This is a genomic window from Micromonospora sp. NBC_01739, assembly GCF_035920385.1.
GTDB lineage: Bacteria > Actinomycetota > Actinomycetes > Mycobacteriales > Micromonosporaceae > Micromonospora.
In genome coordinates this window covers 4,832,080-4,849,341 of sequence record NZ_CP109151.1, presented here as the reverse complement: position 1 = coordinate 4,849,341, position 17,262 = coordinate 4,832,080, and the positions used below count along the sequence as shown (strand labels likewise).

17 protein-coding genes are annotated in these 17,262 nt (G+C 71.6%); 10 read left to right on the top strand and 7 right to left on the bottom strand.

The features are described 5' to 3' along the window. The first annotated feature begins 135 nt into the window (after positions 1-135). From OIE53_RS21980 to OIE53_RS21950, 7 genes are all read left to right on the top strand, one after another. A complete protein-coding gene (locus tag OIE53_RS21980; protein ID WP_327027324.1) occupies positions 136-513 on the top strand; it encodes a hypothetical protein in 378 nt (125 codons plus the stop codon). A 55-nt stretch (positions 514-568) separates the two neighbouring features. Then, a complete protein-coding gene (locus OIE53_RS21975; RefSeq protein ID WP_327027323.1) occupies positions 569-1,138 on the top strand; it encodes a DUF4178 domain-containing protein in 570 nt (189 codons plus the stop codon). Between the two features lie 210 nt (positions 1,139-1,348). Then, complete coding sequence (locus tag OIE53_RS21970; protein WP_327023404.1) at positions 1,349-2,194, top strand: hypothetical protein; 846 nt, start codon at positions 1,349-1,351, stop codon at positions 2,192-2,194. Between the two features lie 117 nt (positions 2,195-2,311). After that, positions 2,312-2,962, top strand: a complete 651-nt coding sequence (locus OIE53_RS21965; protein WP_327023403.1) for a hypothetical protein — start codon at positions 2,312-2,314, stop codon at positions 2,960-2,962. Positions 2,963-2,970: 8 nt separating this feature from the next. Then, complete coding sequence (locus OIE53_RS21960; RefSeq protein WP_327023402.1) at positions 2,971-3,795, top strand: SDR family NAD(P)-dependent oxidoreductase; 825 nt, start codon at positions 2,971-2,973, stop codon at positions 3,793-3,795. A gap of 159 nt (positions 3,796-3,954) precedes the next feature. Further along, positions 3,955-4,485 carry an orotate phosphoribosyltransferase gene (locus OIE53_RS21955; protein WP_327023401.1) on the top strand — a complete coding sequence of 177 codons (531 nt, stop codon included), beginning with the start codon at positions 3,955-3,957 and terminating at the stop codon, positions 4,483-4,485. A 57-nt stretch (positions 4,486-4,542) separates the two neighbouring features. Next, positions 4,543-4,920, top strand: a complete 378-nt coding sequence (locus tag OIE53_RS21950; RefSeq protein ID WP_007454255.1) for an ArsR/SmtB family transcription factor — start codon at positions 4,543-4,545, stop codon at positions 4,918-4,920. A 47-nt stretch (positions 4,921-4,967) separates the two neighbouring features. Here the strand turns inward: OIE53_RS21950 and OIE53_RS21945 are convergent, their stop codons facing one another. The 4 genes from OIE53_RS21945 to OIE53_RS21930 form a co-directional block, all read right to left on the bottom strand. Then, a complete protein-coding gene (locus tag OIE53_RS21945) occupies positions 4,968-5,498 on the bottom strand; it encodes an undecaprenyl phosphate translocase family protein (protein WP_327027322.1) in 531 nt (176 codons plus the stop codon). Between the two features lie 191 nt (positions 5,499-5,689). Beyond that, entirely contained in the window at positions 5,690-8,215 is a 2,526-nt protein-coding gene (locus OIE53_RS21940) for a polynucleotide kinase-phosphatase (protein ID WP_327023400.1), read from the bottom strand. A 67-nt stretch (positions 8,216-8,282) separates the two neighbouring features. Further along, positions 8,283-9,698 carry a 3' terminal RNA ribose 2'-O-methyltransferase Hen1 gene (locus OIE53_RS21935; RefSeq protein ID WP_327023399.1) on the bottom strand — a complete coding sequence of 472 codons (1,416 nt, stop codon included), beginning with the start codon at positions 9,696-9,698 and terminating at the stop codon, positions 8,283-8,285. 49 nt (positions 9,699-9,747) lie between these two features. Then, positions 9,748-9,960, bottom strand: coding sequence for a hypothetical protein (locus OIE53_RS21930; RefSeq protein WP_327023398.1), 213 nt, complete (start codon positions 9,958-9,960; stop codon positions 9,748-9,750). Between the two features lie 162 nt (positions 9,961-10,122). Between OIE53_RS21930 and OIE53_RS21925 the strand changes: the two genes are divergently transcribed. Next, on the top strand, positions 10,123-10,506 hold the full coding sequence (locus tag OIE53_RS21925) for a phage holin family protein (RefSeq protein ID WP_327023397.1): 384 nt from the start codon (positions 10,123-10,125) through the stop codon (positions 10,504-10,506). A gap of 165 nt (positions 10,507-10,671) precedes the next feature. Continuing rightward, positions 10,672-11,697: a class II fructose-bisphosphate aldolase gene (fbaA, locus tag OIE53_RS21920; protein WP_203221708.1), complete on the top strand. Its 1,026-nt coding sequence runs from the start codon at positions 10,672-10,674 to the stop codon at positions 11,695-11,697. A gap of 113 nt (positions 11,698-11,810) precedes the next feature. Here fbaA and OIE53_RS21915 read toward each other — a convergent pair whose 3' ends face one another. Then, entirely contained in the window at positions 11,811-13,058 is a 1,248-nt protein-coding gene (locus tag OIE53_RS21915; RefSeq protein ID WP_327023396.1) for an LOG family protein, read from the bottom strand. A 146-nt stretch (positions 13,059-13,204) separates the two neighbouring features. Between OIE53_RS21915 and OIE53_RS21910 the strand changes: the two genes are divergently transcribed. Continuing rightward, positions 13,205-13,633 (top strand): DUF3151 domain-containing protein, encoded by a 429-nt coding sequence (locus tag OIE53_RS21910; protein WP_327023395.1) that lies wholly within the window; start codon positions 13,205-13,207, stop codon positions 13,631-13,633. A 124-nt stretch (positions 13,634-13,757) separates the two neighbouring features. On the opposite strand, the gene OIE53_RS21905 is transcribed toward OIE53_RS21910, so the two are convergent. After that, positions 13,758-15,539 (bottom strand): chromosome partitioning protein, encoded by a 1,782-nt coding sequence (locus OIE53_RS21905; RefSeq protein ID WP_442791406.1) that lies wholly within the window; start codon positions 15,537-15,539, stop codon positions 13,758-13,760. Between the two features lie 627 nt (positions 15,540-16,166). After that, on the bottom strand, positions 16,167-17,168 hold the full coding sequence (locus OIE53_RS21900) for a hypothetical protein (protein ID WP_327023393.1): 1,002 nt from the start codon (positions 17,166-17,168) through the stop codon (positions 16,167-16,169). Positions 17,169-17,262 lie beyond the last annotated feature (94 nt).

Here is a 17,262-nt window from a genome sequence, read left to right as displayed (position 1 = left end):
GTGGTTCCGGGCCCGGGATCGCTGCGGGCCCTGAGTGGTCACAGGCGCCCCTGGTCGCTGCGGGCCCGGGTCGTTGCGAGGCCAGGGGCGTCGGGACGGGATGCGCCGCCGGCCGGGTCGGGTCAGGATGGAGGCATGTTCGGGATGGGACGACAGCGCGACGAGTTGGCGGCGGCGATGGCGGCCCTGGCCGAGGCGGAGACCCTCACCTTCGGCGGGGTGGGGCTGGCCGGGACGATGTTGCCGGAGACCGAGGCGTATCAGCACATCGAGCAGGCGGCGGCCGACCGCCCCGAGCAGGTACGCGGACAGCTCGAACGACTGCTGTCGGCGGGCTCACCGGCCGCCCGGGTCTACGCGGCCACCCTCCTGGAACAGCTCGACCCGCAGGCCGGGCAGGCGGCCTGGAAGCGGCTGCGAGCCGACCCGGCGCCCCTACAGACCGCCACCGGCTGCGTCCTGGACAGCACCACGGTCGGGGCGTACGCCGCGAATCGACTGGCCGAGTCCTGAACCCTGGCTGGCCCACACCGCGCACCTCGGACCCACCGATCTCGGAGGTGACCAGCTGGAAAAGCCGATGCTGTATCTGTTGACGGCGCTGGGCTGCCTGCTCGGGTTGACCCTGGTGGCCATGCTGCTCGGTCGACGGCGGCCCACCACCGGGCGGTCGCCCGGTCCCCGGGTGGACCCCCGCCGCATCGAGGTCGGGGACATCGTCGAGATCGGCGACCTGACCTATCCGGTACGCGGCTCGATCCGCCTGGTCGAGGGCGAGTGGACCTGGGCCGAGCATCTGCTCGACGATCCCGACGGCCGCTGCCGACTGTCCGTGGCGGAGAGCCCCGAGTTCGAACTGGTGCTCTGGTGGTCCGAATCCGGCGACGCCGGTACCGCCGGGGCCCCTGTGATCGAGTTCGCCGGCCGACGGTTCAGCTGGCGCGAGTCCGGCGAGGCCCGCTACACCGCCACCGGCGACACCGGGCTGGCCCCCAGCGGGATCATGCGCTACCACGACTACCGCGCCCCCGGCGGCGCCCGGCTCACCTTCGAGGCGTACGGCGAATCCGGTTGGCAGGTGGCCCGGGGCGAGCGGTTGGATCGCGCGGAGGTGATCGTTCATCCCCAGAGCCGATGACACGTCACCACAGGTGACGCGCGGTACGGCTCTGCTCCTGTGCCGTGCCGAACTGGTCGGGTGCCGATACGGTGATGCGCGTTGCAAGGAAGGAGAGAGATGGCCGATCCTCAGAGCACCCCAACCCGGTCACGTCCGGGTGTGGTGAGCATTTCCACGTATTTGCTATTGCTGTTCGCAGTTTGCCAGCTGATCAGCGCAATCATCACCTTGGCCACCATCGGCGACGTACGCAACGCGATGGAGGACGCGCTACGGGACAGTGGGGGCGAAGGGCTGGAGGGGATCGCGGACCTGACGGTCGCCGTCGGTGTCGGCACCGCCCTGCTCACCCTGGCGTTGGCACTGGCCGTGGCCGGTCTGGGTCTGGTGAACCTGCGAGGCAAGAACGGCTCGCGCATCGCCACCTGGATCGTGGGCGGCATCCTGTTCTGCTGCAACGGGTTCAGCCTCCTCAGCGGTCTGGGTGGGGGCCTCACCACTCCGGCCGACACCAGCGGAGACATGCCGAGCCCTGAGGAACTCCAGCGTCGGATCGAGGAGGCCCTGCCCTCCTGGGTCACCCCGGTCACCGTCCTGCTCGGGGTGATCAGCCTGATCTCGCTGCTGGCGGCGCTGATCCTGCTGGCCCTGCCGAAGGCCAACGAGTTCTTCCGCAAGCCGACCCCCCAGTGGGAGCCACCGGCTCCCGGCGCCACCTACCCCGGCACCCCGGGCTACCCGGGCTACCCCCCGGCGCCGGGCGGCTACCCCGGTCAGCCGGGCGCTCACCCCGGTCAGCCGGGCGGCTACCCCGGTCAGCCGGGTGGCTACCCCGGCCAGTCGGGTGAACCCGGTTACCCGCCGGCACCCGGCCAGTCGGGCGAGCCTGGTTACCCGCCCCCGCCCGGCCAGTCGGGCGAACCCGGCTATCCGCCCCCGCCCGGTCAGCCGGGGCAGTCGTCCGGCGAACCCGGTTACCCGCCGATTCCCGGTCAGCCCTCCTCCGGTCAGCCCGGCGACCAGGGTGGACCGAACCCGCCGGGTTCTCAGCCGCCCGGCGGCAACCCCAGCTGATCTAGGGTCAGCGGCACGGTCCGGCCCGCTTCCGGAGCCCCGACACGCCCGAAGGTCACGACGGTGACGGTCCCTCCGAGTAGGTTGCTTCCCGAACGCCTACCGGAGGGACTCGTCGTGTCGTACCCCGCACAGGCGCCGGTTCGTCGGCCCAGGGTGCTCTGGCTGGCCGTGGCACTGCTGGCGGTGATGGCGATCGGGGCCCTCGGGTACGCCCTGGCCGGCCTGCTCATCTTCGGTGGGGTCGGAGATCGGCTGCGGGAGGCGGCCGTCGGTGCCCAGGTGAGCGCCAGCGAGGTGGACATGATGGCCACCCTGGTGCGGACCTCGATCCTGGTGTCGGTGATGGTCAGTGGGCTGGCCGGGCTGCTCCTCGCCGGTCTGGCCCTCGGCGTGGCGGCGGGTCGGCAGGGTGCCCGGGTGGGCACCTGGGTGGTGGCCGGCCTCGGGATGCTGTTCGGTTGCTGCGGCCTCGTGGTGCAACTCCTCCAGCGGGCCACTCCGATAGATTTCGGCAACGACCAGGCCACCGCGGAACTCTTCGGGCTGATCGGGGACGCCTACCCCTCCTGGTGGATTCCGCTCACCGTGACCCTTTCGGTCGGCCAGGTGCTCGGTTACCTTGTGGTAGCCATAGTGCTGGCGCTGCCCTCGGTCGGTGCCTCGTTCCGTCGTCCCACCCCACCGGTGCGGGCGCCCGCTCCGCCCCCGATGGGACCACCACCCCCGCCGCACCACTATCCGCCGTTTGCCCAACCGCCGAGGTGAGTAACTCCGTGACCCCCGAACCAGCCTCCTCCGACTCCTCGGACGCCGGGCGCTGGGCACTGATCACCGGGGCGACCGCCGGCATCGGAGCGGCCTTCGCGCAGCGACTGGCCACCGACGGGTGGCACCTGGTGCTGGTAGCCCGTGACCGCACCCGACTGGCGGCTCAGGCCGCCGAGTTGACCGGTCGGTACGGCGTGCAGACCGAGGTCCTGACCGCCGATCTGTCCACGGACGACGGCTGCGAGCTGGTGGAGGAACGCCTGGCCGCCGACCCGTCGGTCGAGCTGTTGGTGAACAATGCCGGAATCAGCCTGAATACTTCATTCCTGCGGTCTTCCGTGGCGGACGAGACCCGTTTGCTCCGGCTCAACGTGCACGCGGTCATGCGACTGACCCTGGCCGCGCTGCCGATGATGACCGAGCGGCGCAGTGGGGCAGTGATTAATGTCTCCTCCGTGGCCGGATTCGGCGCCCTCATGCCGGGATCGACGTACTCGGCCAGCAAGGCCTGGGTCATCAATTTCAGCGAGTCCGTGGGTCAGGCCGCGCGTCCCTTCGGGGTACGAGTGATGGCGCTGTGCCCCGGCTACACCCGTACGGAGTTTCACCAACGGGCCGGCATCGACATGTCGAAAACCCCGGAATGGATGTGGCTCAGCGCCCCGGCCGTGGTCGACGACGCCCTGCGTGACCTGGGAAAAGGCAAGTTCATCAGTGTCCCGTCGTGGAAGTACAAGCTGGCGGTGGTCGGCTTGCGGCATGCACCCCGTCGACTGCTCGAACTGGTGGCCCGGGACACCCGGGGCCGCATCGGTCGGGACCGAGGCTGACCGGCTGGGCGGGAGCGCGCGATTCCGGAGTGGATCACCGGATCCGCGCCAGTGGGTGACCCACTGTAACGGGCATCGTCATTCATCGGTCGCCCGGAAGAGTTGCCGCAGGTAGCCCGCGCACGCGGCGTACAGGTATGAGCAGTACCCTCTACCCCCATGGGGGACCACGACGACCTGCGTAAATTCATCTCTGACCTGGCTGTGGTCCACGGCCGGGTGGTGCTCTCCTCAGGGCAGGAGGCCGACTGGTACGTCGACCTCAGGCGCGTCACACTCCATCACCGGGCGGCACCGTTGGTCGGCCGGGTGATGCGGGAACTGACCGCCGACTGGTCGTACGACGCAGTCGGTGGTCTGACTCTGGGCGCTGATCCGATCGCTCTGTCGATGCTGCACGCTCCCGGACGTCCGTTGGACGCTTTCGTGGTGCGCAAGGCGGGCAAGGCGCACGGGCTACAGCGGAGGATCGAGGGCCCCGAGGTGGCCGGTCGTCGGGTGTTGGCGGTGGAAGACACCTCCACTACCGGTGGAAGTGTGTTGACCGCTGTCGAAGCACTTCGCGAGGCCGGGGCCGATGTCGTGGGGGTGGCCGTAATCGTTGACCGTGGTGCCGGCGATGCGGTGCGAGCCGCCGGATTGTCCTATCGGGCGGCCTATACGTTGGCTGACCTCGGCCTTGTGGCGTAAAAGTTTGCCGATTCGGATCTGCTGATATGCAGGCGGATCGATGCTGCTGGTGGAAGGATGGAATACGTGGGAACTGCGTTGGCCGAAATGACTATGCCTCAGATCTCGCCGCTTGCCGGTGAGCCGATCGAACGTGCCGATGCCGAGCGGCTGGCCGGGGTCCTCAAGGCCCTTGCCGACCCCGCCCGGTTGCGGCTACTCAGCCTGATCCAGTCGGCGCCAGAGGGCGAGGCGTGCGTGTGCGATCTGACCGCACCGCTCGGCCTCTCCCAGCCGACGGTCAGCCACCACCTGCGGATCCTCACCGAGGCCGGCTTGCTGGAGCGGGAGAAGCGCGGTGTGTGGGCCTACTACCGACTGGTCCCGAGCGCGATCGCCACGATCGCCGACCTGCTGACCCCGCCGCGTAAGCGGGCCACCAAGAAGGCTCGCTGACTCGCCGCCGCCTGGTGGCTACCGTGGGCAGCCACCAGGCGGCGAGGTCAGCGCAGCTGTGAGGTCGCGTACGCCTCCTCGGTGAGGTCCTGCGCCGCGCGACGAAGCCGTCGACGCTCGGCGAGGACCATCGCCGCGACCACGGCGACCCCGACCAGGAACAGCGCGACGATGGGCAGGATGTTGTCGCCCGGGGCGTGCAGGTTCCGCTCGTCGGACTGCCATGGCCACAGTGCCCGCAGGCTGCCCAGCAGGGCACCGGACATCACCGCGAGGGTTATCCGGCGGTGCTGTTCCAACAACCATTGAAGCAGCTTGACGAAGAGCGACAGGCCGATCACCATGCCGGTCGCGAAGATCGCCAGGTAGCCGAAGTCGCGATCGTTCAACGCGGTGATCGTCGGCTCGTACAGGCCCACGGTCAGCAGTAGGAACGACCCGGACACCCCGGGCATCACCAGGGCGCAGACCGCCACGGCCGCGGCCACCAACACGATCAGCGGATGCGGATCCAGGGTGGCCTGCGGCAGACCGGTCAAGGCGAACGCGCCCACCGCGGCGAGGACCAGGCCGGTGATCTCCTTCCACTGTTAGGGTGCGCCGGGCACCATGCCGATCAGCAGCGGGATGACCACCTCCCAGTGCACCGTGCCCCAACCGTTCGCCCAAAGCCATGAACAATCCGTTCCGTCGATCGCCGGAGGTCACCCGGACGGCCTCCGGCAAGGGCACCCAGGCTACCGGTACGTGATCCATTCGCCGGGCGTGGTCACAGCCGAGGGTCGACCGGCTCGGACTCACAGGCCAGGATCGCGAAGACGAACTCGTGTCGGCGCCACAGCGGTGCCCCCTCGGCCAGGGCGTCCAGCGCGGCCAGCCCCAGGGCGTGTTCGCGCAGGGCCAGGCCCCGCTTGCGGCCCAGTGACCGGCCCCGCAGGGTGGCCAACTGCCCGGGATCGAGGTAGCTAGGGCCGTAGATGAGGCGCAGATACTCCCGTCCTCGACACTTGATCCCCGGCTGGAGCAGGGCACCCTTGGCGCTGCGGGCGGCCGGGCCGGCGTACGGCTTGACGACCATGCCCTCGCCGCCCTCGGCGGTCAAGGTCGACCACCATTCGGTGGCGGCGCGTACCCCCTCGGTGTCGGAGAGGTCGACCACCTGACGACGGGTGGGGGTGAACAACCCCGGGTCCGCCGCGCAGAGCCGGTCGGCCAGGGCCAGGTGCCAGCCGTGATCCCGGTCGGCGTAGCTGGCCTTCCGGCCCGCCAGCACCGCGAAGGGTGCCAGGGTCACGCCCCGCAGGCCCTCCGTCGGACGCACGTACGCCCGGTAGGCCGCCGTGTAGGCCAGCAGGTCGTCGCGTCGCCCGGCCATCCGCTCGCGTAGGGCCCCCACCTCCAGCCCTCGGTCGGCTGCCGCATCCAGCGCGGCCAAGGCGGCCGGCAAGGCCGCCCGACCGGCGGCGCCGACGCTCGCGTACTGCTCACGGATCAGTCCCTCGGCCTTGGCCGACCAGGGCAACACCTCGCAGTCCAGCAGCAGCCAGTCGGTGTCCAACTCCTCCCACAGCCCGGCGGCGGACACTGCGGCCCGGACCCGGGTCAGCAGATCGGCCTCCAACCCGGCCGGGAAGAAGGGCCTGCCGGTGCGGGTGTGCACCACCCCGCGGCCCGGCGAGAACGGGCCGCCCTCGTCCTCCCGGCAGACCAGCACGACCGCCCGGGAGCCCATGTGCTTCTCCTCGCAGATCACCCGGTCCACCCCGGCCGCCCGGTAGTCGGCGAAGGCCTCCGCCGGATGCTCCAGGTAACCGTCGAGCTTCGAGGTCGAGCAGGGCGCCATGGTCGGCGGCAGCCACACCAGCCAGCGGGGATCGACCGCGAAGCGGCTCATCACCTCCAACGCGGCGGCGGCGTTCTCCGCCGGCACGGTCAGCGAGCCGTACGGGTGCTCGATGTGCCGGCGGCCGACCACATCGGTCAGTTCCAGCACCTCGTCCGGTCGGGCGGGTGCGGCGGTCAGCGGGCGGACCGGGGCGTACCACTCACGCTCCGCCGGTACCCCCACCAACTCCCGTTCCGGGTAGCGCAGGGCGGTCAGCCGGCCACCGAACACGCAGCCGGTGTCGATGCAGATGGTGTTGTTGACCCATTCCGGCTCCGGAGTGGGGGTGTGGCCGTAGACCACCGTGGCCGTACCCCGGTACTCCCGGGCCCAGGGGTAGCGCACCGGCAGGCCGTACTCGTCGGTCTCCCCGGTGGTCTCGCCGTACAGGGCGAAGGCGCGTACCCGCCCGGAGGCCCGGCCCTGGTATTCCTCCTTGAGCCCGGCGTGGGCCACCACCAACCGGCCGCCGTCGAGCACGTAGTGGCTGACCAGGCCGTCGACGAAGGCGGCCACCTCGGCGCTGAACTCTGCCGGCTCGGCGGCCAGCTGTTCCAGGGTCTCCGCCAGGCCGTGGGCCACCTTCACCGTGCGCCCGCGCAGACTGCGCAGCAGCTTCTGCTCGTGGTTGCCGGGCACGCAGAGGGCGTGCCCGGCCGCGACCATGCCCATCACCAGGCGGAGCACCCCCGGGGAGTCCGGGCCCCGGTCCACCAGGTCCCCCACGAACACTGCGGTACGCCCCGCCGGGTGGGTGGCGTCGACCGGCCGACCGGCCTCGTCGCGGTGCACCTGCCAACCCAGCCGGTCCAGCAGCCTCTCCAACTCGGCGCGGCAGCCGTGCACGTCACCGACGATGTCGAAGGGCCCGGTCAGCTCCCGCCGGTCGTTGAACAGCCGCTCGATGCGGATCTGGGCGGCCTCGATCTCCTCGACCCCCCGCAGCACATGCACCTTGCGGAAACCCTCCCGAGCCAACTGGGAGTACGTCCGGCGCAGGTCGCGGGACATCCGGGCCAGCACCTGCCGACCGAAGGTCCGGTCGGCTCGGGCCTCGGTACGCGCCCAGGCCAACTCCTCCGGTACGTCCAGCACGATCGCCACCGGCAGGACGTCGTGTTCCCGGGCCACCCGGACCAGGGCGGCCCGGGCGTGCGGCTGGAGGTTCGTGGCGTCGACGACGGTCAGCCGACCGGCCCGCAGTCGCTTGCCGGCCACGTAGTACAGCGCGTCGAAGGCGTCCGCCGAGGCGGACTGGTCGTTCTCGTCGTCGGCGACCATCGCCCGGAAGGCGTCCGAGGAGAGCACCTGGCTGGGCGCGAAGTGCCGGCGGGCGAAGGTGGACTTGCCGGACCCGGAGACGCCGACCAGCGCCACCAGCGACAGCTCAGGCACATCCAGTACAGCCATCGCACCTCCTTGAAAGGAAGGGCCCCTTGTTAACGCCTCCGGTAGAGCAGGGGCCCCCTGTTAACACTCAGGTCCGGGTGAACACGGCCAGTTGGGTCGGCGCCCCCAGCCCGGGGTCCACCTCGCCGATCCCGCGTACGACCGCCGAGTAGCCGTAGGTCGTGCAGACCCGGTCCACCCACCCGGCGAACTCCGTACGGGTCCACTCGAAGCGGTGGTCGCCGTGCCGGAAGCCGCCCGCGGACAGACCCTCGTACCGGAGGTTGTACTCCACGTTGGGGGTGGTCACCACGACCGTGGTCGGTCGGGCGTGACCGAAGACGGTGTCCTCCAACGCCGGCAGCCGGGGCGGATCGAGGTGCTCGACGACCTCCATCAACACGGCGGCGTCGTACCCGCGCAGCCGCTCGTCCCGGTAGGTCAGGGCGGACTGGTGCAGGGTGACCCGGTTGCGTTGCCGCTCGGGGAGCCGGTCTAGGCGCAGCCGACGAGCGGCCAGGTCCAGGGCCCGGGTCGAGACGTCCGTGCCGACGATCTCGGTGAACCGGCGGTCTCCGATCAGGGTGGCCAGCAGGGCACCGGAACCACACCCCAGATCCAGTACCCGCTGGGCACCGGCCTCGACCAGCGCGGCGTGCACCGCCTCGCGTCGCTGGGCGGCCAGGGAGGCCCGGGGGGTCGGCTGGTCGGTCGCCTCCTCCTCGCCGCCCGGCTCGTCCGTGGGGCACTGTGCGGCCAGCCGTTCCAGGGCCTGGGCGGCCAGCGCCCGCCGGTGGGCCAGGTAGCGGCGCACGATCAAGGCGCGCTCCGGGTGGTCGGCCAGCCAACCGGCACCCACCCGCAGCAGCTTGTCCACCTCGTCCGGCGTCACCCAGTAGTGCTTCGCGTCGTCCAGCACGGGCAGCATGACGTACAGGTGGTGCAGGGCCTCGGCCACCCGCAGGGTGCCGGTGAGGGTGAGGTCGAGGTACGGGCTGTCACCCCACTGCGGGTGCCCCTCGTCCAAGGCGATGGGGGTGGCCGTGACCTGCCAGCCTAGCGGAGTGAACAACCGGGCGGCGACCTCGGCGCCACCCCGGCAGCGCAGCACGGGCACCCGGACTTCCAGCGGAATGGGGGTGGCGGCCAACTCCGGGCGTTCCCGGGAGTCGCCCCGCAGGGCCGACCGGTACACCCGCGACAGGGCGGAGGCGAGCAGGCTGGACGCGGCGTACGGCCGGTCGTTGACGTACCGCCCGAGGGTGAAGTCTGCCGGGGTGGTGGTCGGCTGCCGCCCACGACCCCTGCCCCGCGCGGCGGCCAGCTTCGTGGGGTCGACCTCAAGCAGGAGGGCGGCCGTGCAGCGTGCATCGTCGGCCTGCGGATAGAAGACGTGCGCGGTACCGACCGGCAGGTCGAAGGCGTGCGTACGACCGGGATGCTTGACCAGCAGGTGACCGAGGTCGGTCGCCGGCCGGTGGGTGGTGGTCAGGGTCAGCAGCACCGGCCCATGGTGTCAGCTCGATCGATCTTGCGTCGCCCCGATTCTCGGGTCAGCGGTAGTCCTCCTCGTCGGCGGCGACCACCCGGGCCTGCTCCATCGCGTCCCAGTCGTCGACCTCGAAGCCGCGGTGCGGTTCCTCTTCACCGTGCGCGGGGTCGATGACGGCGGCCTGCTCGATGGCGTCGGCCGGCTCAGCCTCCAGGTCGCGCTCCTCCGGGCCGAGGTGGTCGCCGGGGGCGAAGTCCTCTTCGGGCTGACCCATTCGATGCCTCCGGGTAATCGGTGGACAGTTCCCACCCACCGTACGGGCTGAGTCGGCACCTCGCTGGGAACCGACCTGCCGGGCGCGTGAGGGTACGCCGTACTCGCAGGTCAGTCGGGCCGAACCGGCCCGCCGGCGGCTACCCGGTGCCAGGATGTTGTCGTGGGCTTCCTCATCCGACTGGCGACGACCGCGGTCGCACTGTGGGTCACCACGTTGATCGTGCCCGGGGTCGAGGTGACCGGACGCAGGTTCTCCGACACCGCCTTCACCCTGATCATCGTGGCGTTGATCTTCGGGGTGATCAACGCGGTGCTCAAGCCGGTCATCAAGGTGGTGGGCTGTGTCTTCTACCTGGCGACTCTCGGCCTGTTCGCCCTGGTGGTCAATGCTCTGCTGTTCCTGCTGACCGACTGGATAGCGGGGTCGCTGGACCTGCCGTTCCATGTCCGGGGCTTCTGGGCGGCCTTCTGGGGCGCCATCGTGATGGCCGTGGTCACCTGGCTGATCAGTGTCATCGTGCCGGACTCGATGGATCGACGGTGAACCCCCGGCGCGCTGGCCCGGTTGTGCCCGGCTGTGTGAGCTACGGGATACTTCCCGCGGAGGACAGCGCGGTCCGGCGTGCCCATTGGATTCAGGCGCCGTAAACCGGCACGCAAGGAGAACAGCGGCCGCACGGCCGACAGCGGCAAGTAAGGAGCGTTCGACATGCCCATCGCTTCCCCCGAGGCTTACGCCGAGATGCTGGACCGCGCCAAGGCGGGCCGGTACGCGTACCCGGCGATCAACGTGACGTCCTCGCAGACGCTCAACGCGGCGCTCAAGGGCTTCGCCGACGCGGAGAGCGACGGCATCATCCAGGTCTCCACCGGTGGCGCCGAGTACCTCTCCGGCCCCTCGATCAAGGACATGGTCACCGGCGCGGTGGCGTTCGCCGCGTACGCGCACGAGGTGGCCAAGAAGTACCCGGTCAACATCGCCCTGCACACCGACCACTGCCCCAAGGACAAGCTGGACAAGTTCGTCCGGCCGCTGATGGCCATCTCCCAGGAGCGGGTGAAGGCCGGCCAGGAGCCGCTGTTCCAGTCGCACATGTGGGACGGCTCGGCCGTGCCGGTGGCGGAGAACCTGGAGATCGCCGAGCAGCTGCTCGCCGAGGCAGCCAAGGGCAAGATCGTCCTGGAGATCGAGGTCGGCGTCGTCGGCGGCGAGGAGGACGGTGTCGAGAACGCCATCAACGACAAGCTCTACACCACCGTCGAGGACGGCCTGGCCATGGTCGAGGCGCTCGGCCTGGGCGAGAAGGGCCGCTACATGGCGGCGCTGACCTTCGGCAACGTGCACGGGGTCTACAAGCCGGGCAACGTCAAGCTCCGCCCCGAGGTGCTCAAGCACATCCAGGAGGCGGTCGGCGCCAAGTACGGCAAGGAGAAGCCGCTCAGCCTGGTCTTCCACGGTGGCTCCGGCTCGCTGCTGTCGGAGATCCGCGAGGCCCTGGACTACGGCGTGGTGAAGATGAACATCGACACCGACACCCAGTACACCTTCTCCCGCCCGGTCGCCGACCACATGTTCCGCAACTACGACGGCGTACTCAAGGTCGACGGCGAGGTCGGCAACAAGAAGATGTACGACCCGCGGGTGTGGGGCAAGGCCGCCGAGGCCGGCATGGCCGCCCGGGTGGCGGAGGCCTGCGAGCACCTGCGCTCGACCGGTACCACGATGACCAAGTGACGCACTGACGTCGTGACGACGGCGGCCAGACTCCCTCCCGGAGCCCCTGGCCGCCGTCGCTTTGTTAATAGGGGGCCCTTCCTCTACCGGAGGCGTTAATAAGGTGCCCTTCCTTACCGCAGCAGGAGCCGGACGGCCTCGTGGGCGTCGTCGGTCAGGTGCACCGTGCCGGACAGGTCACCGAACGGGGAGCCGGCCAGCAGCGGGCGCAGCAGGGCCTCCACCGGCAGTTCCTCCGTCCAGTAGGTGCGGTCCAGGAAGACGTACGCCCCACTGGCCCCGTCGGTGCCGTAGTAGGTCTTGGTAGCCGCCTGGAACACCTCCTGCACCGTGCCGGCCCGGCCGGGGGCGAAGACGATTCCGCCTCGGGCCAGCCGCAGGATGGTGTCCTCCCGGATGGCGTTCGAGAAGTACTTGGCGATCCGCCCGGCGAACAGGTTCGCCGGTTCGTGGCCGTAGAGCCAGGTGGGAACGGCCAGCCCGCCGCAGTGGGCCCAGTCCAGGTCACCGGTGGCCAGCTCGGTCGAGTCGGCCCGGTACGCCGTCAGCGGATCGGTGCCCTCCGGTGGTGGGGTGACTGACCGGCCGTACAGTTCCCGGACCCGAAGGGCCGCCGCCGTGTACCGGTCGTGGTCGGTGTAGTCGGGGGCGGTGGCCAGCAGGTCGATGGCGGCGGTCAGGTCCTCGGCCGGGCGGGTCGACAGGTAGGCGCCCAGGTTGGCGGCCTCCATCACCCCCGGCCCCCCACCGGTGACCACCAGCCGCTGAGCCCGCGCCAGCTCCCGGCCGAGCACCGCGGCCATCCGGTACGACCGGCTGCCCCGGCGTACCGCGTGCCCGCCCATCACCCCCACCACCGACTGCGGCCCGTGCGCGGTCAGCCAGGCGCGGGTGGCGTCGGCCAGGGCGTTGTCCACCCCGTGGTCGTGCAGCCGCTGGCTGAGGGCCTCCCGCACGTCGGGCAGAGCCCCGCCGTGGTCCCGGAAGTGCGCGTACACCCGGTTGTCGTACATCGCCTGGTAGCCGCCCTCGGCGAAGCCGGCGGCCAGCTCCTCCGGGGTGTAGAGGTGCGGCGGCTGGGTCGGGTAGGGCAGCCCGGAGAAGGGGGGCACCACGTTGGCGCCGCGCCGGACCAGGTCGGCGCCGACCTGTCGGGAGGCGAAGCGGCAGCCGACGAAGAGGGTCCCGGCCACCTCGACGGAGGTGAAGTCGGGGACCGGCGCCAGATCCAGCCGAAGCCCTTGAATGGTCAGCCCGACCAGGCTTCCGCCGGCCAGCCGCCGATCGAATTCGGCCCGGGTCTGAATCTCGTTCGTCCAGGTGTGCGGCTCGATGACGTCCGCGGGGGGTGGGGTCGGCACCCGGTCATCCTGCCCGGCCGGTTCAACCCGCGCCGAGCGGCCCCGGCCCGGATTCCGGCGGCCTGACCGGGGCCTGTGGGCCGATCGGTCGGCGCGCCTGCCGGACCCGCTCGCACACCCTCGCGCGAAGCGGGTTGAATGGGGCGATGCAGAACCTCCTACCTGAGCCACCCGCCACCCTCCTGCCCGCCCACGAGGAGGCCGACGCCGCCCTGGCGGCGGCGGAGCAGGCCGGCAGCGACGAGGCGTACACCGCCGCGGCGGGCCGGTTCCCGAACCACAGCGCCGCCTGGGCGGCACTGGCCACCCGGGCCTTCGCCGAGGACCAGGCCGTCACGGCGTACGCGTACGCCCGTACCGGCTACCACCGTGGCCTGGACCAGCTGCGCCGCAACGGCTGGAAGGGGCACGGTCCGGTGCCCTGGTCGCACAAGCCGAACCGGGGCTTCCTGCGGTGCCTGTACGTGCTGTCCCGGGCCGCGGACGAGATCGGCGAGGCCGACGAGGCGGCCCGCTGTGCCCAGTTCCTCCGCGACTGCGACCCGGCCGCCGCCGACGCCCTGGCCAGCAACTGACCCACCTGGCCGCACTGCGACGCTGACGCCGCCAGGCATGATCGCGCTCGATCCCGGATCGAGTGGTCTCCCGCGCTCTGGAAGCCACTCGATCCCGGATCGAGCGCGCCGCTCCCGCCCGGGTCTACAGGCCCTCGGCGACCGCTGCGGCGATCTTTAGCCAGGCGTCTCGGGTGGCCGCGGAGAGTCCGGCGTATCGGATGGGTTCGCCGGTGTCGATGAGCCGCTCGTACGGGGCCAGCAGCACCGCCCGGGTGCGCGCGGCGAAGTGCTCCTGGATGGCCGGCAGGTCGATCTCCTTGCGCGAGGGCGGCATCGAGACCACCGTCACCGCCTGCCGGACCAGCCGTTGCCGTCCGCTCTGCTCCAGGTGGTCGAGCATCCGGGCGGCGGTCTCGGCCGAGTCGTTACGGGCCGACATGGTGACCACCAGTTGATCGGTGGCGTCCATCGCCGCCTGCCAGTTCTGCGCCCGGACGTTGTTGCCGGTGTCCACGAAGATCAACTTGTAGAACCGGCTGACCACCTCGCGGATCTCACCGAAGGCCGCGGCGGTGAGCATCTCGCCACCGGTAGCGGACTCGTCCGAGGCCAGCACGTCGAACATGCCCTCGCCCTGCGAGCGGACGTACTGCGACAGGTCCCCGACCCGGCCGTGCGCCCCGTGGAACTGCCCCAGATCACGCAGCAGGTCCCGCACCGTACGGGAGTGGAAGTCCTGCTGGGCCCGCATCCCCAGGGTGCCCTGGGTCTCGTTGTTGTCCCAGGCCAGCACGTAACCGCCACGCTTCTGCCCGAAGGTCATGGCGAGCAGCAGGATGGCCACCGTCTTGCCGGCCCCACCCTTGGGGTTGACCACGGTGACCTGACGCAGCCCACCGAAGTTGCGCCGCACCATCTCGATGTCCCGCTTGAGTTCCAGCTCGTGCCGACCCGGTGGCAGCTTCACCAGGCCGGTCTTGTTGACCACCGCGCGGAGCCCGATGGTCGCCACCGGTTCGGTGGGGCGTACCTGCCGCCGCCGGGCGAAGTCCTCCGCGGTGGGTGCCCCGCCGGTCTCCTGGGTCCAACCCTGGTCGGCGTACCCGGGAGGGGTCCGGGAGGCGGTCTCCACCGGCTGATACGGCGCGGTGGCCGCCGGCGGGCCCTGCTGCTGCCAGGGCGCCGGCTGCCAGGCCGGTTGTGGTGGGAAGGGACCGGGCGGGGTCGCATACGCCGGCCCGACCTGGGGTGCTCCCGGCCCGACCTGGGGTGCGGCCGGCCCGGGAGGGGGCGCGACGGGCGTCCTACCGTCGGCCGAGGGCGCTGGCACCTGCGCTGCGGCCGTGAAGGGCGGCACCTGGGCGGTGGCCGTCAGAGGCGGCCCTGGCTGGGGTACGGGCGACTCGACGGCCTCCGGGTCGCCGTGCTGCGCCGAGGCCGCGTGCCGTCCCTGCTCACCGTGCTGCGGTGCCACGGCATAGCCGCCCTGCTGGGCCGAGGAGTCGCCGCCCTGGTGGGCCGAGGGGTCACCGTGCGGGTGTGCCGGGGTGAGGGGCTGATGCGGGCCGGGCTGTGGGGGTACCGCCGGGCCGGGCTGCGGGGGTATCGCGGCGCCGGAGAAGGGGGCGGTGGGAATCGGCGGCAGCGGCTGGGCCCGTCCGGCCCAGGTGGGGCGTGGTGTGACCGCGGAGGCCACCCCCCGCTCGCCGGTCTCCGGCGGGGTGGCGGCACCGGACCGCTGCGGTGGTTGCGCCCAGGGGGACTCCGCCGTCGGTCGGGCCGGTGTCGGCTCGCCGCCGTCCGGAGCGGTCTCCGGCGCGGAGTCCGGGTGAGCCGGGTCCGCGTTGTCGTTGGCCGTGGACGCCGCACCCTCCCGGTTCGGGGTAAGGACGGTCGGCGGGTCGAGGGTGAACGGCAGGTTCAGGTCGACCTGACCGGCCTCCGGCTGAGGCCCGACGGGCACCACGGCCCGCCCCGACGCGGCGGCGGTGCCGGCACTGTCCGCCCCCGGCCCCCAAGCGCTGCCCTCAGCCCCTGGACCCCAAGCGCTGCCCGATCCGGCGGTGGTGCCGGCGCTGTCCGTGTCCGACCCCCATGCGCTGCCCGACGCGGCGAAGTCCGGACCGGCGGGCACCCCCGGATCCGGTTGGTTGGCCGTGGCCGGTGCCCAACCGCTGGCGACCGGCCCGCCGGTCAGCGAGGGGTAGTCGGCCGGCGAGGGGGGTACGGCGTTCGGGTACCCGCCCGGCACCCCCGGCTGGGTGGCCGAGGGCACCGGGTGTACGCCGGGCGGCGTGGCCGGATGTACGCCGGGTGGTGTGGTCGGGCGGACACCGGGTGGTGTGGCGGCGGGCGGCGGTGGATCCCATCCGGACGCGCCGAAGCCGTCGATCTGGTCCGGTGGCCAGAGTGGTTCGATGTCCCGTTCCGGCACCCCATGCTGGCCGGGCGCGGGCACCCGGTCGGCGTTCTCGTCCACCACGGTTCCTCCCCATTCCTCCAGCCGAGGATAGGCCCACCGGCCGATCTCGGCCGCCGGTGCGGGACGCGGTCAGGCGGTCCAGACCGCCCAGGCCCCCGGCTCGGTCCACCAGGACCGCTTACGGGTCAACTCAGCCTGCACACCGTCGTCCAGGTAGGGCAGTGCGGCATCGTCGCGGGGCAGCACGGAGGCGGCCCGGCCACGTGCCCGGCGTACCTCCAGGCGTACCCGCCGACGGCCCAGCCGGGACCGGGTGACCACCGGTACGGCCACCGCCACCTCGACCAGCCCGTCGGTCGGATCCGGGTCGGCCAGCAGGGTTACCTCGTCGAGCCGGGCGTAGCCCCCTGCGTTGCCGATCACGCAGGCCAGCAGGGGATCGTCGCCGTTGGACAGGACGGCGTCGTCGACCTCGACCCGGCCGCGCCAGTGCAGGGGTCGCCCGTCCTCACTGGCCGCCCCGAGCAGGGCGCCGTCCAGGGTGACCGAGCCGCCGTCGTTGCGCAGCAGATCGAGCCGCCGGGGGGTGCCGTCGAGTACCGCGGCGGCCACCCCCGCCGGGTCGCGCGGCAGGCCGAGCTGCGCGGCCAGGTCACGGTGGGTGGTGCTGCGGGCCGGGTCCAGCGGCAGTACGCCGATCGGCGGCAGGTCCGGCACGGTCCGGTTGCCGGCCAGGTCCGCCGGGCGACGGCTGGGGGGTGGGGCGTACCGCCGGACCAGTCGGCGCAGCACGGCGCGCAACTGTGCGTCACCGGCGACGGCCACCACCAGGCGGGTCTTGGAGTCCGGATCCGGCCAGGTGAGGCCGTCGGGCCGGGCCGGGCCGTCGAGCCGGGCCAGCACCTCGTCGATCTCCGCGTCCGACCGGGCCGTCACCGTCTCGACCCGGGCACCCCGGGCGGTCAGCGCGTCCGCACAGGCCAACACGGGTACGCGGGGGGTCTCGCAACGCTCCTCACGGTCCTTGGCAGCCGCCGTCACCGCACCGCCACAGCAGGCTTCGCCGCTGCCGCACCCAGCTCCGGGAGCGTCCCGCTCCGAGCCCAGTGTGAGCAGCACCACGTCGTACACGGGTAGCTCCTCCTGCTTATCGCGCGACCCCTGCCGGTCGTGCCGTCACTACTTGTTAACCTGACACCCCGGGCTCGCTGACCGGTCGCCATCT